This is a genomic window from Pseudarthrobacter sp. NCCP-2145 (assembly GCF_023708005.1).
GTDB classification, from domain to species: Bacteria; Actinomycetota; Actinomycetes; order Actinomycetales; family Micrococcaceae; genus Arthrobacter; species Arthrobacter oxydans.
Genome location: NZ_BRCG01000021.1, coordinates 53,647 through 67,411 on the forward strand (window position 1 = coordinate 53,647; position 13,765 = coordinate 67,411).

Genomic DNA, 13,765 nt, shown 5'->3' on the forward strand with positions numbered 1-13,765 from the left:
ACTAGCCACGGTACCCGAGTTGGGCCGGATTTCCGGGGATTTGGGTGCCGCCGGTCCCCGGTTCGCGGCCCCTTAAACGCCTCCGGCCCGCGGTCCCGTGGGGCACGGGAACGCAGGCCGGCAGCGGCAGCGGATGTCAGGCCTCGAGCACCACGGGAATGATCATGGGCTTGCGGCGCAGCTTGCGGTTGACCCAGGTGCCCACCACCCGGCGGACCACCTGCTGGAGCTGGTGGCTGGTGTGGTCCGCATGGTTGAGCACGGCTTCCTCCAGCGCAGCGTTGATCTTGGGGATGATGTCGTCGAAGACGGAATCATCCTCTGCCACGCCGCGGGCGTGAATTTCCGGCCCGGACACCACCTTGCCGGTGGCGCGGTGGATGACGGTGATGATGGAGATGAAGCCTTCGTCGCCGAGGATCCGGCGGTCCTTGAGGTCGGCGTCGGTGATCTCGCCCACGCTGGAGCCGTCCACGTAGACGAAGCCGACTTCGACCTGTCCCACCACGTCAGCGCGGTGGTCCTTGAGGTCGATGACCGTGCCGTTGTCCGCGAGGATGACGCTTGCTTCCGGAACACCGGACTCGATGGCGATCTTGCCGTTGGCGATCAGGTGGCGGGTTTCACCGTGCACCGGCATGGCGTTCAACGGCTCGAGGATGTTGTAGCAGTACAGGAGCTCCCCGGCCGCGGCGTGGCCGGAGACGTGGACCTTGGCGTTGCCCTTGTGGATCACGTCGGCGCCCAGCTTCAGCAGCCCGTTGATGATCCGGAACACGGCGTTCTCGTTGCCGGGGATAAGGCTTGAGGCCAGGATGACGGTGTCGCCGTCGCCCACCACCACCCGGTGGTCGCCATTCGCCATCCGGGACAGTGCGGCCATGGGCTCGCCCTGGGATCCGGTGGACATCAGCACCACGCGGTTGTCCGGCAGGTTGTCGATGTTCTTGATGTCGACGATGAGGCCCGGGGGGACGTCCAGGTAGCCAAGTTTTTCGGCAATCGCCATATTGCGGACCATGGAGCGGCCAACGAAGGCCACCTTGCGGTTGTGCTTGGCGGCTGCGTCCAGGACCTGCTGCACGCGGTGTACGTGCGAGGAGAAGGACGCGACGATGATGCGCTTGGTGGCCTGGCCGAAAAGCCGTTCCAGCGTGGGGCCGATTTCCTTCTCGGCGGTAGTGAAGCCCGGGACATCGGCGTTGGTGGAGTCGGACATAAAGAGGTCCACGCCTTCTTCGCCGAGCTTGGCGAAGTGGCGGAGGTCCGTGATGCGCCCGTCCAGCGGCAGCTGGTCCATTTTGAAATCGCCGGTATGCAGCACTGTGCCGCCGGCCGTCCGGATGAACACGGCGAGGGCGTCGGGGATGGAGTGGTTGACGGCCACGAACTCACATTCGAAGGGACCGAACTTCTCCACCTGCCCTTCCTCAACAGTGAGCGTGTAAGGCCGGATGCGGTGCTCCTGCAGTTTCGCCTCAATCAGGGCGAGGGTGAGCTGGGAGCCCACCAGCGGGATGTCGTTGCGGCGCCGCAGCAGGTACGGAACGGCCCCGATGTGGTCTTCGTGGCCGTGGGTGAGGACAACGGCCACGATGTCGTCCAGCCGGTCCTCGATGTAGGAGAAATCGGGCAGGATCAGGTCAACGCCGGGCTGGGTTTCCTCGGGGAAGAGGACGCCGCAGTCCACGATCAGCAGCTTGCCGTCGATCTCGAACACGGCCATGTTCCGGCCGATCTCCCCCAGTCCGCCCAAAGGAACAATCCGGAGCGTTCCCTGCGGCAGGCGGGGAGGGGTGACAAGGCCGGTGAGGGCAGTTTGGGTCATATTGCACTACTTTCCAGGCGGAAGGGTGCTGGTCTTACTCCTCAGGAAAAGACCAGCCCCGCTTCCGCCAAATCCCCGCGGATGGTTTCGATCTCGGCTTCGTCCGGCTCCACGAGGGGCAAACGGACAATCGAGTTGGGCAGGACTCCCTGCCATTTAAGAATCTGCTTGGCCGCAACGGCGCCCTGGACCCGGGTCATGGTGGCACGCACCACGGGCTGGAGTTCAAAGTTGATCTTGCGGGCGGTGCTGAGGTCGTTCGCGTTGACGGCGTCGATGAGCTCGCGGAAGCGGCGCGTGGCCACGTGCGTTGTAACGCCCACAAGCCCGACGGCGCCCAGCGCCATCCATGGAAGGGTCAGTCCGTCGTCACCTGAGTAGAACAGGAGATCCGTCTCGGCCATGACGCGGGTGGCAGCGACGAAGTCGGCCTTGGCATCCTTCACCGCCACGATGTTCGGGTGCTGTGCCAGCCGGATCATGGTGTCGGGCTCGATCGGGATGGAGGATCGTCCGGGAATGTCGTACAGCATCACGGGGACGTCCACGGCGTTGGCGACGGTTTCGAAATGCGCGCGGACACCGGCCTGGCTGGGCTTGTTGTAGTACGGCGTCACCAGCAGGAGGCCGTCGACGCCGAGGGCTGCGGCCTGCCGGGACAGGTGGACTGAGTGGGCGGTGTCGTTGGTGCCTGTGCCGGCGATGATGGCGGCACGGCCGCCCACCGCGTCCTTGACGGCGCGGAACATGCCGAGGTTTTCCTCGTCGGTGAGCGTGGAGGTTTCGCCTGTGGTTCCGGTAACCACCAGGCCGTCGCAGCCGTCGTCCACCAGCCTGCTGGCCAGTGCTGCAGCCTGCTCATAATCCACTGCGCCGTCCTTGGTGAACGGTGTGACCATGGCGGTCAGAAGAGTACCAAGGGCAGGGAGATGCGCGGATGTGTCAGCCATGGAAAAAACGTTACCCTGTCCACGGCTGGTTAGGACAATGCCAGGGGCGTGATGCACGTCAAATACTGGACCGGCCGCACCACCGCCGCGCGCGACCCACCCCTTCCGCCACCACTTTCCGGTCAACGCCCGGCACCGAACCAGCAGCGGGAGCCGCCCCCGGCCAGGACGTGGGGCGCCCGCCAGTCATACATGGGGTGCACCGCCGGTCATGGGAGCCGGCCAAGGAATGGGGCGCCCCGCTGGTCAGGAGGCAGGGTGCCGGGCGGGGCGGGGCGGCTCCACCGGCGGGCGGTAAGCCGGCGGGTGGCAATACCGTCCGACGGCGGCCTGGCGCAGGTCCTCGGCCCACGACGACAGCCGCTGGGCAGCCCTGACGTAGTGGAAAAGCTCCACGGGGGTGAGCGCATCGATGTCCGTCTCGGCGAGGCGCCGGGCCAGCTCCGCTCCCTCAGGTTGGGCCGCGAGGCTGATGCCCTCCCGCTCCCACTGGACATCCTCGGGCGGCCGGCCGGCCACCAACTGGCGGAACAGGTAGTCGACGACCCCCGGGCTCATGGCCTTGGCGAGCCCGTCACTGCCGGAGTTATCGGCAGGGCTTCCGGATGATGGAGTGTACATGGCGGCAATCTTATTCGAACATATATTCGAATACAAGGAGGTCCGGCGGGCAACCCCGGCACAGGGAGGTGTGAGACGATCTGGTCATGACGTCCCGTAATGCGGCCAGAACGTCCCGGAAATCCGGCGGGCAGCCCGCCTCGGGGCGCCTCCACGGCATCGACGCGGCCCGTGGCCTCGCGCTGCTCGGGATGATGGCCACCCATCTGCTCCCCACCTTCGAATCAAACGCCGGCCTCACTCCCACATGGATCGGTCTCACGTTTTCGGGCAGGGCAGCGGCGCTGTTCGCTGTCCTGGCCGGGGTGGGCCTGGCCTTGTCCACGGGCAAGCACAAGCCGGTGCAGGGCCCGGACCTCACCGCCGCCCGCCGCGGCATTGCCCTGCGCGCCCTGGTGATAGCCGCCGTCGGTCTTACCCTGGGCGGGCTGGAAGTCAACCTTGCCATCATCCTGGTCCATTACGCGGTGCTGTTCCTGTGTGTCCTGCCCTTCCTCGGGATGGGCCTGAAGCGGCTCTGCGGGTGGGCCAGCGGCTGGATCCTGGGCTCCCCCGTCCTGGCGTACATGCTGCGCCCATGGCTCCTGGCGGCCGAGCCTCCTCTCAAACTGAGCCACAACCCGTCCTGGGAGGACCTCGCCACTCCGTCACGGCTGCTGGCCGATGTGTTCTTCACCGGCTACTACCCCGCGTTCCAGTGGCTTTCGTACCTGCTGGTGGGGCTCATCGTGGGCCGGCTGGTGCTGGGCAGGGCGATGGTTCCGGTGGTCCTGCTGGTGGCCGGTTCGGTGGTTGCCGTCCTGGCCAAGACCCTGGGGGTCACCGCCATGGAAAGCTGGGGCGGCCGCGCTGCCCTGGAGGAGGTGCTCAATTCCCCCGGATACCCGCTGGACAGCGTGCTGCAGGTCAACCTGACGGGTATCCCACAGGAGGGTTCCTGGTGGTGGCTGGCATCTGCCGCGCCACACTCCGCAACCACCCTGGACCTGCTGCACACATCGGCCGTGGCCGTGGCCGTGATAGGGGCATGCCTCCTGCTGGGCCGGCTGGCCGAATGGGTGGACCTGGACCTGCTGCTGCCGCTGCGCGGCGCGGGCGCGATGACCCTGAGCCTTTACACCGTCCACGTCTGGGTGGTTTCAGGGTTCTACCTGAAGCCGCTGCCCGCCGGCTGGACCGAGGACGGGATGTATTTTGCCCAGGCCGCCACGGCCATGATCGTGGGCATCGTGTTCGTGCTGCTCAAGTGGCGCGGCCCCCTCGAATGGCTGGGTCACGCGGCAAACCAGGTGGGCCGCGGCCAGGTCAAGGCTGTCCTCCCCTAGGCGGGGGCGTTTCCCTGGAAGAGCCTGACGGCGTCGCGCATGGAGGCCCGGGCACGCTTGCGGTCGCCCGCGGCGTCATAGGCGCAGCTCAGCCGGAACCAGGAACGCCAGTCGTCCGGAGCGGCCTCGGCCTCGGCCTTGTACTTCTCGAATTCCGCATCCGCTGCCGAGCGAACGATCCGGCCGGCGGGCGTGCGGGGCAGCTCATCCACCGGCAGGCCGCCCTCGGACTCCAGGACCTTTGCCATCTGCTCGGTCCGGGCCCCGAACATCAGTTCCCGGATCAGGGCCCACGCACCTATGACCGGCAGCACCAGGTACGCAGCCCCGATTGCCTGGGCCGCCAGGTTGCTGTCCGTCAGGAGGAGGATGGAACGCTGGAAGGACACCACCAGGTAGAAGACCAGCAGCAGCGTTACCGCCCCCACCCAGATCTTGGTGCGGTTCTTCCGGAACCCTGCCAGCAGTCCGCCCATGGCCTAGAACCCCAGGTCCAGGTAGCCGTCCAGGCCCACCGTCAGCCCGGGGTGGGCAGCCACGTTGCGCACGCCAAGAAGCACGCCCGGCATGAAGGAGGCACGGTCAAAGGAGTCGTGGCGCAGGGTCAGCTGCTCACCGGAACCGCCCAGCAGGACTTCCTGGTGTGCCACCAGTCCTCGGAGGCGGACGCTGTGGACCCGGATGCCGTCAACCTCGCAGCCACGCGCTCCCGCCAGCTCACTGGTGGTGGCATCCGGGCTGGGCGGCACCTCTGCGGCGTTGCGTTCGGCCGCGATCAGCTGCGCGGTACGGACCGCGGTGCCGGAGGGGGCATCCACCTTGTCCGGGTGGTGGAGCTCAATGATCTCCACGGATTCAAAGTACTTGGATGCTTTGGCGGCAAAGGCCGAGGCGAGCACCGAACCAAGGGCAAAGTTCGGGGCGATCAGGACGCCCGTCTCCGGGTGGCCGGCCAGCAGGCTCTCCAGCCCGGCAAGGCGGTCGGCATCCCAGCCGGTGGTGCCCACCACGGCGTGGATGCCATGCTCGACGGCGAAGCGGACGTTCGCTTCGGTGCTTTCCGGAACGGTCAGGTCCACAACGTACCGGGCGCCGGCAGCGGTGATTTTGTCCAGCGAATCACCCCGCCCCAGGGCCGCAACGAGTTTCATGTCGGGTGCGGCTTCAACGGCTTTTACGGCTTCGGCGCCCATGCGGCCATTGGCGCCCAGGACGGCCACCAGCTTGGGATCGGAGAGTTGTTCGGTCATGCCGTTAACCCTACCGGCGGGGCAGGGAGGCAGGGGAACCGGGGACTGTCCGTTACCTCGCAGGAACAGTGCCGGCTATGGCGGCAGCGGAACCGCAGCAGCAGCGTCAGCTGCCCGCACCCACCCATTCCACGGTGCCGTCAGCGAAGAACTGTTCCTTCCAGATGGGCACCTGCTCCTTGATCCTGTCCACCAGTTCCGCACACACCGCAAAGGCCTGCCCGCGGTGGGCCGCGGACACGGCGCACACCAGCGCGGGATCACCGATTTCCAGCATGCCGATCCGGTGCGCTGCCCAGATCCGCACGGGCTGCGGCAACGGGCCGGTGCCGCCTTCGCCTTCGCCGCTGCCGCGGGCAGCCTGCTGTTCGGCTGCAAGGCGGGCCACGACGTCGGCCATCACCTGGTGGGCCGTGGGGTGCGCACTGTAGCTGAGCCGCTCAACCGCCTTGCCGCCGTCGTGATTGCGCACCACGCCGCTGAAGCTCACCACCGCACCGGCTGTGTCACTTTCCACCGCGGCGATGGCCTGGTCGACGGAGATGGGTTCCGCGCTCAGCACGGCGTTGACTACCTCGAATGCTGCTTCAGTGCCCATGTCCGCCTTCCAGCTGGTCGCAAAGGTGCCCGATCACCGGGTCAAGGACGGTCAGCCCGTCCATGACTCCCTTGGGTGATCCGGGCAGGTTGATGATGAACGTGGTCCCGGCTGCACCGGCATAACCACGGCTGAGCGCCGCCAGCGGGGTTTTCGCGGCTCCGGCACGGCGGACCGCTTCCATGATGCCGGGAATTTCGCGGTCCAGCAGCGGGAGGGTGACGTCGGGGGTCCGGTCGTCCGGGCTGAGGCCCGTGCCGCCGCTGGTGATGACGACGGCGGGGCGCTGGGTCAGGAGGGCACGGATGGCTGCTCCTACCGGCTCGCCGTCGGGAACCACCATGGCGGGAAACACGTCAAACCCGTGTTCCGTGAGCCAGTCGGTGATGACGGGCCCGGTTTCGTCGTCGTAGATCCCGGCCGCAGCACGGGTGGAGGCAATGACGACGCCTGCCTTCCTGCCCTGCACGTCGCCGTGGCTGTGGGGGTCGGGGGCATTCAGGGTGCCGGGGCTGCTCACAGTGTCCAGTCCCCGCTCTTGCCGCCGCTTTTGGCCAGCACCTTGATGTCGGTGAGGACGGCGTGCTTGTCCACCGCCTTGACCATGTCGTAAACGCTGAGCGCCGCCACCGAGGCCGCCGTGAGTGCTTCCATCTCCACACCGGTAACGCCGCGCGTCTTGACGGTGGCCAGGATGGAGACGGCCTCCGGTGCCAGCTCGAAGTCCACGGTGACCTTGGACAGGGGAAGCGGATGGCACAGCGGAATCAGTTCGGGGGTCTTTTTGGCGGCCATGATCCCGGCCACCCGTGCCACGGCCAGGGCGTCCCCCTTGGGCAGGCCGCCCGAGCCGAGCAGGCCCATGACCTCTGCGGTGGTGCGGACCGTAGCGGTGGCTGTGGCCTCACGGGTGGTTTCGGCTTTGGCGGAGACGTCCACCATCTGGGCGCTGCCGTCCTGGCGCAGGTGCGTCAGCGCGGCCGGGGTCTGTTCTGCATTCACAGCATCCATACTTCCACCTCCGCCCCTGCCGCGAGCACGGCCACTCCTTCCGGAACATGGACCAGCACGTTGGAGCCTGCCAGCGCGTGCATGAGGTGTGAGCTTTCGCCACCCTGCAGTTCCACGGTTCCGTCCGCTTTGAGGGTGCCGCGGCGGACCTGGTGCTTGTGCCCGGGCGAGGTGAGCGGCTGGCTGAGCCGGGCGCGGACCGGCAGGCGGGGCGCTGGGGCGCCCAGCAGGGCGGCGAGGACGGGGCGGAGGAACATTTCAAAGGACACGAGGCAGCTGACCGGGTTGCCGGGGAACCCGAGGAAGGGACGTCCTTCGAAGGTGCCGATCCCCTGCGGCCCGCCCGGCTGCATGGCCACATGCAGGAACTCGACCGGCTGGTCCGCCATGGCCTGCCGGACCACTTCGTACGCGCCTTGGCTGACCCCGCCGGTGGTCACGATCAGGTCCGTTCCGGCACGTTCTTCCCGCAGCAGCGTCCTGAGCGCGTCCGGGTTGTCCGTGGCGATGCCAGCACGGCGGACGTGCAGTCCTGCCTGTTTCATGGCGGCTTCCAGGAGGGTCCCGTTGGAGTCGAAGATCTTGCCGGGCGGGAGCTCACGGCCGGGCTCCACCACTTCGTCGCCGGTGGTGACCAGCAGGATGGTCACGGCTTGGTACACCGTCACGTCCGGGATGCCCAGCGCGGCCAGGAGTCCCAGCTGGGCCGGGCCAAGGAAGGTGCCCGCCGCCAGGGCCGTGGCTCCGGCCTGCACGTCGCTACCTGCAGCGCGGACAAACGTGCCTGCCGCTGCCGGCGGCAGCCACACGGTGGCGTGTTCCTTGGCCTGGGCGGCGGCTGGCAGGAAGCGGTCCGGAACGGCCCGCTCGATAGGGACGACGGCGTCAGCCCCCGCCGGCAGCATGGCTCCGGTCATGATCGGGGCAGCCATGCCGGGTTGGAGTGGTGCAGGGCTTGCGCCCGCTGGGACGGGAGGCATGATGCCCAGCTCTGCGCCGCCGTCGGGCACGTCTACGGAACGTATGGCATAGCCGTCCATTTGGGAGTTGGCGAAAGGCGGCAGGCTGAGGGCGGCACGCACGTCCGCCACCAGGCCGCGGCCCAGGGCATCTGCAAGGGGCAACGTTTCCGTCCGGTGCACCGAGTGCAAAGGCTCCAGCAACGCAGTGACGGCGGCTGCATGGTCTGCCACGGACCTCGCCTGGTGCTGTGCGTGATGCCGCTGGTGCTCCGTCCGGCGCTCCGCCTCTGCAGACGTTCCATGCGGTTGCGGGCTGGCCATGGTTCCGCCTTCAGGTCGAGCGTTCAGGGTGTCACGTCCACTCTAATCGTGTGGAGCCCGGTGGCTCCGTCCGGGACAACTGGCCGGCTCCGCTCGTCCTGGGCGCGTCCCGCGAGGTCCGTGGCACGGACCTGGACTTCGTACTGGCCCTCCGTCAGCTCCACGCCCAGTTTCCACTGGTACCAGGTGTCCACCGAGATGCCTTGGGCCAGGTCTGCCTGGCGCCAGGGTCCGCGGTTCAGCCGCAGCTCTACGGTGCCGATGCCGGTGTGCTGCGCCCAGGCGACACCGCCGAACATGACTGTCCCGGCCTTCATCTGCCTTCCGGGGCGGGGCACGTCGATCCTCGAAGAGGTCTTGATGGGCCCGCGCTCGGACCAGCCCCGCGGCGTCCAGTAGGCAACGTCGTCCGCGAACCGGGTGACTTTCAGCTCCGTGACCCACTTGGTGGCCGAGACGTACCCGTACAGCCCGGGCACCACCAGCCTGACGGGGAAGCCGTGCTCCAGGGGCAGCGGTTCGCCGTTCATGGCGACGGCGAGCAGGGCGTCCCTGCCGTCGCTGAGTACCTCAAGCGGCGTACCGGCCGTCCAGCCGTCGGCACTTCTTGACAGCACCATGTCCGCGCCGGTCCTGGGTCCGGCCAGTGCCAGCAGTTCGCGGACGGGCCAGCCGAGCCAGCGGGCGTTGCCGATGAGGTCTCCGCCCACGTTGTTGGACACGCAGGCGATGGTGATGTGGCGCTCGGTCAGGGGTTTGGCCAGGAGGTCGGCGAAGGTCAGTTCCACCTCGCGGTCCACCAGCCCTGTGACTTTGAGGACCCACGTGGCAGGGTCCACGGCGGGAACCGTCAGGGCGGTGTCGATGCGGTAGAAGTCTTTGTTGGGGGTGACAAGCGGCTGCATGCCGTCCACTCCGGCCTCGGCGTCGCCGGGTATGGCCGGTGCCGGTGATGCGGGAACGGGCAAGGTCACGCGGCTCCGGGCCTCGCTGGCGACGGCTGCAGCACCACGCCAGAGTCCCGCCAGCAGGCCTCCTGCCGCCGTAAACACCGCTCCCCCGGCCAGCGCCTGCAGGAAACGGCGGCGCGGCGGGGCACCGGGGGCAGGCTCCAGCGGGTGGGTCTCCCATTCCTGGAGCCTGCGAATGAGGAACCTGAGCAGAAGTACGGCGACGACGGCGGTGAGCACGGCCAGCACTGCGGCGTTGGCACTGGCCTGGGCCCGGGTCAGGACGGCGGCCAGGCCCACCGTGCCGAAGATGCCGGTCAGCGCCGCGCCGGCAAAGCGCTTCCGGTATTCCAGGATTCCTGCCAGGGCCGCCAGTGCAGCCATCACCAGGCCCATGCCCACGAGGAGGGCCGCCTTGTCCGCGGTGCCGAACGCCGCTACCGCCCAGTCCTTGACGCCCGGGGGAACGGCGTCGATCACCGCTCCGCCAACAGCGGTGACGGGTGACAGCGATGGACTGAAGAATCCGGCCAGCAGTTCTCCCAGCACGGCGGCGCTCCCCACTGCGACGACGCCGGCAGCTGCTGCGGCCCGCGGAGGGTGCCGCGGCCCGCCGTCGTGCGTTGCCTGCCCTGATGGCGTTGCCTGCCCTGGCTCGGAGCTGCTCACCCCTCCAGCATAGGTTCGCGGAATACGCATGGCGCCGGCCCTGCCGGGAATGTGTTGCGTCCTCCGATCCGCACCGTGTGTGATGTGCGCCCCAAGGTGGCGTAGCCTGAATTCATGAGTGTCCAGCTAGGCATGCCGCAGCCACGGGGGGAAGCAGACGCACCCCTGCCGTCAGTTCCGGCCGCACGCCCCGGGAATGCGCCGGCCGGGCTCGCAGACCGGTATGGCCGCAGGGCGACGGACATGAGGCTGTCCCTGACTGACAAATGCAACTTGCGCTGCACCTACTGCATGCCGGCAGAGGGTCTGGAGTGGCTTTCCAAGCAGGCCGTGATGACCGCGGAGGAGATCGTCCGCATCGTGGGCATTGGGGTCGGGCAGCTGGGAGTCCGCGAGCTGCGGCTGACCGGCGGCGAGCCGCTGGTCCGGCACGACCTCGTGGACATCATTTCCGCCCTGCGCAGCAACCACCCGGACCTGCCGATCTCTATGACCACCAATGGCGTTGGCCTGGCGAAGAAGGCGGCCGCCCTGAAGGCCGCCGGACTGACCCGTATCAACGTGTCCCTTGACTCGCTGCACGAGGAAACCTTCACCCAGCTGACCCGCCGGCCGTTCCTGGACCAGGTACTGGCGGGCGTGGATGCCGCGTGGGCCGCGGGGCTTGGGCCGGTCAAGCTCAATGCGGTGCTGATGCGTGGAATCAACGACGCCGAGGCGCCATCGTTGCTGGACTGGGCGCTCGGCCGCGGCTACGAACTTCGCTTCATCGAGCAGATGCCGCTGGATGCCGACCACGGCTGGACACGGCGGAACATGATTACGGCTGCCGAGATCCGCCGGCTGCTCTCCGAGGACTTTGTCCTCAGCGCCGATCCCCGGGCCCGTGATGGTGCGCCTGCGGAACGTTTTGAAGTACGACGCCGGACGGCGGGCTCCGATGCCGGGTCCGGTCCGGTGCTGGGAACCGTGGGAATCATTGCGTCCGTGACGGAACCCTTCTGCTCCGACTGCCGCCGGACCCGGATCACGGCAGAGGGCAAGATCATGAGCTGCCTCTTTTCCCGCGAGGAGTTCGATCTGCTGGGACTGCTGCGCTCGGGTGCCGGCGACGCAGCCCTCGCCCAGCGCTGGCAGGACGCAATGTGGCTTAAGCCGAAGGCCCACGGTATGGACCACGTGGGACTTGATGCTCCGGACTTCGTCCAGCCGGATCGCAGCATGAGCGCCATCGGGGGCTGAATCTCTTGGACGTACGTTACTTCGCTGCCGCACGCGCTGCTGCCGGCCTGGACGAAGAGAGCTTCCACCTCGCGGAGGGCGCCACCGTGGCTGACCTTTTGGAGGCCGTGCTGGCCGTGGAGCGCCCTGAACCTCCGGCCGGCACTCCCCCGCTTCCCCGCATCCTCTCCCGGAGCAGCTTCCTGCTCAACGAAGTGGCGGTGCGTGACCACTCAGTTGTGTTAAAAGCCGGCGACGTCGTGGACGTCTTGCCACCTTTCGCCGGGGGGTAAGGAACGCCTACCCGGCCGGTCCGCCTGTTCTGTCCCTCATTGTCGGACCCCCTTGGCATGATGGGTTTATGGGCAGGGAAGCGGTGGAGACGGCGTTTGCGGATATCAGGGCCGCCCTTGCCGTGCTCAACGCGGAGGTGGACGGGTGCGGTTCGGAGCCGTTCTCTGCTGCCGATCCGTTGGCCGGGCTGGCGGACGGGAGCCTGGACATCCTCGCCGGCGCCAGGGAGGCCGAAGCCGGGCTTGCAGGCCTGAAGGCCCGCGCTGCCATGAAGTACGCCGACACCGCCCACGCCCTGGCCCCTCCCGGGATGCCGGTGCAGGCACAGGAAATGGCTGTGGCCGCGGAGATCGGGTGCGTGCTGGCCCTCGGGCCGCGGGCCGCCAGCGCGTTCCTGTCCGTATCCCACGCGCTGACCAGCACCCTGCCGCTGACCCTCGCGGCCCTGCACGCCGGGACGATCTCGTGGCAGCACGCCCGGGTCATGGTGGACGAGGCCGCAACCCTGGACCCGGCCGGGGTCGCCGCCTTGGAAGCCCACTTCCTGGACCCGGACACACCACGGCCAGCCGCCGCAGCCACGATCGGGGAGATGCCGGCGCACCGGCTCCGGCACAAAGCCCGGACCTGGCGTGAACGCCACCACACCGAATCCATCGGGAAACGCCATACCAAGGCCGCGGCGGACCGGCGGGTCGAATACCGGCCTGACCAGGACGGCATGGCCTGGCTCTCGGCCTGCCTCCCCGCCGACCAGGCCATGGCAGGCTGGAACCGGCTCAACGCCCTCTCCCGGGGAATGCAAGGCCCCCACGAGGCCCGCACCCTCACCCAACTCCGCGCCGACACCTTCGCCGAAGCCATCCTCACCAGCGGCACCAATACCAGCAGCAGTCGCGGGAGTACCGACAGTCCCAGCATTCCTGCAGACACCAGCACCGGTGCAGGTGTCGGAACGTATACCACCCCGTCTTCGTCGATCCGGGCGCAGGTCCTCGTCACCGTGCCAGTCCTCTCCCTCATGGGAGTAACCGACGAGCCAGCCATGCTGGACGGCTTTGGACCCATCCCGGCCTCGATGGCGCGGGACCTGGTCGCTAACGGTGCTGATTCGTTCCACCGGGTCCTGGTCGATCCGCGGGACGGGGCGCCGTTGGAGATCGGCAGGAGCAGCTACCGGGTGACCAAGGCGATGCGGAATTGGCTCCGGCTTCGCGACGGCCAGTGCCCGTTCCCCGGCTGCAGCAACCCGTCTTTGGATAACGAGGCAGACCACCTCCTCGCCTGGCACCACGGCGGGACCACCGGGATCAGCAACCTGGGACAGCCCTGCCCGAAACACCACAAACTCCGGCACACCAGCGGCTGGACACCAACACCAGCCACCAAAAACCAACCACCCGGCTGGACCTCACCCACCGGTCGCCACTACAAAAGCGAACACCAGGACTGGGAACCACCCCACTGGCCGGAGCATCTGACGCTGGGGTACAGCGACCGCGTCGGGCAGGGCGACAGCGGGCTGGCAGGCCATGCCCCCTACCCGGCCAATGCAGATCTGGACGGTGCTCCCGAAACTGCCGGGGATGATCCGCCCCTGGTGGACCTGCCGGAATTCGAGACTCCGGAAGACCCGGGCGTAGCCGAGTGCGACCTCCCGCAGGATGTGTTTGGGGAGTTCTACCTGATGCTGGCCCTGACCGGGCACGTGGTGACAGCCGCACCAACGTAGGACCGGGCGTCCGGCATTCCAGTCCACGGCGCG

14 protein-coding genes are annotated in these 13,765 nt (G+C 67.9%); 4 read left to right on the forward strand and 10 right to left on the reverse strand.

Features of this window, described 5'->3' with window-relative positions; genetic code table 11:
* Nucleotides 1-136 precede the first annotated feature (136 nt).
* The 3 genes from NFU08_RS16750 to NFU08_RS16760 all read right to left on the reverse strand — a co-directional run bounded on the left by NFU08_RS16750 (nucleotide 137) and on the right by NFU08_RS16760 (nucleotide 3,399).
* Nucleotides 137-1,828, reverse strand: a complete 1,692-nt coding sequence (locus NFU08_RS16750; RefSeq protein WP_174180380.1) for a ribonuclease J — start codon at nucleotides 1,826-1,828, stop codon at nucleotides 137-139.
* 41 nt (nucleotides 1,829-1,869) lie between these two features.
* Nucleotides 1,870-2,778 carry a 4-hydroxy-tetrahydrodipicolinate synthase gene (gene dapA / locus NFU08_RS16755; protein WP_174180382.1) on the reverse strand — a complete coding sequence of 303 codons (909 nt, stop codon included), beginning with the start codon at nucleotides 2,776-2,778 and terminating at the stop codon, nucleotides 1,870-1,872.
* A gap of 246 nt (nucleotides 2,779-3,024) precedes the next feature.
* Nucleotides 3,025-3,399 (reverse strand): hypothetical protein, encoded by a 375-nt coding sequence (locus NFU08_RS16760; protein WP_246256388.1) that lies wholly within the window; start codon nucleotides 3,397-3,399, stop codon nucleotides 3,025-3,027.
* Nucleotides 3,400-3,485: 86 nt separating this feature from the next.
* Between NFU08_RS16760 and NFU08_RS16765 the strand changes: the two genes are divergently transcribed.
* Complete coding sequence (locus NFU08_RS16765) at nucleotides 3,486-4,724, forward strand: heparan-alpha-glucosaminide N-acetyltransferase domain-containing protein (protein WP_251424761.1); 1,239 nt, start codon at nucleotides 3,486-3,488, stop codon at nucleotides 4,722-4,724.
* Here the strand turns inward: NFU08_RS16765 and NFU08_RS16770 are convergent.
* From NFU08_RS16770 to NFU08_RS16800, 7 genes are all read right to left on the reverse strand, one after another.
* Nucleotides 4,721-5,200 (reverse strand): hypothetical protein, encoded by a 480-nt coding sequence (locus NFU08_RS16770; RefSeq protein WP_251424763.1) that lies wholly within the window; start codon nucleotides 5,198-5,200, stop codon nucleotides 4,721-4,723. The two genes, NFU08_RS16765 and NFU08_RS16770, sit on opposite strands and share 4 nt — an antisense overlap.
* A 3-nt stretch (nucleotides 5,201-5,203) precedes the next feature.
* Nucleotides 5,204-5,974, reverse strand: a complete 771-nt coding sequence (dapB, locus tag NFU08_RS16775; protein WP_174180387.1) for a 4-hydroxy-tetrahydrodipicolinate reductase — start codon at nucleotides 5,972-5,974, stop codon at nucleotides 5,204-5,206.
* Between the two features lie 106 nt (nucleotides 5,975-6,080).
* Nucleotides 6,081-6,572, reverse strand: coding sequence for a molybdenum cofactor biosynthesis protein MoaE (locus NFU08_RS16780; RefSeq protein WP_174180389.1), 492 nt, complete (start codon nucleotides 6,570-6,572; stop codon nucleotides 6,081-6,083).
* Nucleotides 6,562-7,092, reverse strand: coding sequence for a molybdenum cofactor biosynthesis protein B (locus NFU08_RS16785; protein ID WP_174180391.1), 531 nt, complete (start codon nucleotides 7,090-7,092; stop codon nucleotides 6,562-6,564). The genes NFU08_RS16780 and NFU08_RS16785 overlap by 11 nt, the downstream gene beginning before the upstream one ends.
* Nucleotides 7,089-7,583 (reverse strand): cyclic pyranopterin monophosphate synthase MoaC, encoded by a 495-nt coding sequence (moaC, locus tag NFU08_RS16790; protein WP_251424765.1) that lies wholly within the window; start codon nucleotides 7,581-7,583, stop codon nucleotides 7,089-7,091. Before moaC ends, NFU08_RS16785 begins: the two co-directional genes overlap by 4 nt.
* Nucleotides 7,571-8,866, reverse strand: coding sequence for a gephyrin-like molybdotransferase Glp (glp, locus tag NFU08_RS16795; RefSeq protein ID WP_251424767.1), 1,296 nt, complete (start codon nucleotides 8,864-8,866; stop codon nucleotides 7,571-7,573). The genes moaC and glp overlap by 13 nt, the downstream gene beginning before the upstream one ends.
* A 23-nt stretch (nucleotides 8,867-8,889) precedes the next feature.
* Nucleotides 8,890-10,515, reverse strand: coding sequence for a molybdopterin-dependent oxidoreductase (locus NFU08_RS16800; RefSeq protein ID WP_397426047.1), 1,626 nt, complete (start codon nucleotides 10,513-10,515; stop codon nucleotides 8,890-8,892).
* An 84-nt stretch (nucleotides 10,516-10,599) separates the two neighbouring features.
* Between NFU08_RS16800 and moaA the strand changes: the two genes are divergently transcribed.
* The 3 genes from moaA to NFU08_RS16815 all read left to right on the forward strand — a co-directional run bounded on the left by moaA (nucleotide 10,600) and on the right by NFU08_RS16815 (nucleotide 13,732).
* On the forward strand, nucleotides 10,600-11,727 hold the full coding sequence (gene moaA, locus NFU08_RS16805) for a GTP 3',8-cyclase MoaA (protein ID WP_251424769.1): 1,128 nt from the start codon (nucleotides 10,600-10,602) through the stop codon (nucleotides 11,725-11,727).
* Between the two features lie 5 nt (nucleotides 11,728-11,732).
* The gene (locus tag NFU08_RS16810; protein ID WP_174180401.1) at nucleotides 11,733-11,999 is read left to right on the forward strand and encodes a MoaD/ThiS family protein; all 267 of its coding nucleotides are present in this window, start codon (nucleotides 11,733-11,735) and stop codon (nucleotides 11,997-11,999) included.
* A 68-nt stretch (nucleotides 12,000-12,067) separates the two neighbouring features.
* On the forward strand, nucleotides 12,068-13,732 hold the full coding sequence (locus NFU08_RS16815) for an HNH endonuclease signature motif containing protein (protein ID WP_251424771.1): 1,665 nt from the start codon (nucleotides 12,068-12,070) through the stop codon (nucleotides 13,730-13,732).
* Nucleotides 13,733-13,765 lie beyond the last annotated feature (33 nt).

Coding starts and splice junctions, on each gene's coding strand:
- dapA (WP_174180382.1), bottom strand. CDS start 2,778: ATGGCTGACACATCCGCGCATCTCCCTGCCCTTGGTACTCTTCTGACC.
- dapB (WP_174180387.1), bottom strand. CDS start 5,974: ATGACCGAACAACTCTCCGATCCCAAGCTGGTGGCCGTCCTGGGCGCC.
- moaA (WP_251424769.1), top strand. CDS start 10,600: ATGAGTGTCCAGCTAGGCATGCCGCAGCCACGGGGGGAAGCAGACGCA.
- NFU08_RS16765 (WP_251424761.1), top strand. CDS start 3,486: ATGACGTCCCGTAATGCGGCCAGAACGTCCCGGAAATCCGGCGGGCAG.
- NFU08_RS16780 (WP_174180389.1), bottom strand. CDS start 6,572: ATGGGCACTGAAGCAGCATTCGAGGTAGTCAACGCCGTGCTGAGCGCG.
- NFU08_RS16770 (WP_251424763.1), bottom strand. CDS start 5,200: ATGGGCGGACTGCTGGCAGGGTTCCGGAAGAACCGCACCAAGATCTGG.
- NFU08_RS16760 (WP_246256388.1), bottom strand. CDS start 3,399: ATGTACACTCCATCATCCGGAAGCCCTGCCGATAACTCCGGCAGTGAC.
- NFU08_RS16815 (WP_251424771.1), top strand. CDS start 12,068: ATGGGCAGGGAAGCGGTGGAGACGGCGTTTGCGGATATCAGGGCCGCC.
- NFU08_RS16750 (WP_174180380.1), bottom strand. CDS start 1,828: ATGACCCAAACTGCCCTCACCGGCCTTGTCACCCCTCCCCGCCTGCCG.
- moaC (WP_251424765.1), bottom strand. CDS start 7,583: ATGGATGCTGTGAATGCAGAACAGACCCCGGCCGCGCTGACGCACCTG.
- glp (WP_251424767.1), bottom strand. CDS start 8,866: ATGGCCAGCCCGCAACCGCATGGAACGTCTGCAGAGGCGGAGCGCCGG.
- NFU08_RS16800 (WP_397426047.1), bottom strand. CDS start 10,515: ATGCGTATTCCGCGAACCTATGCTGGAGGGGTGAGCAGCTCCGAGCCA.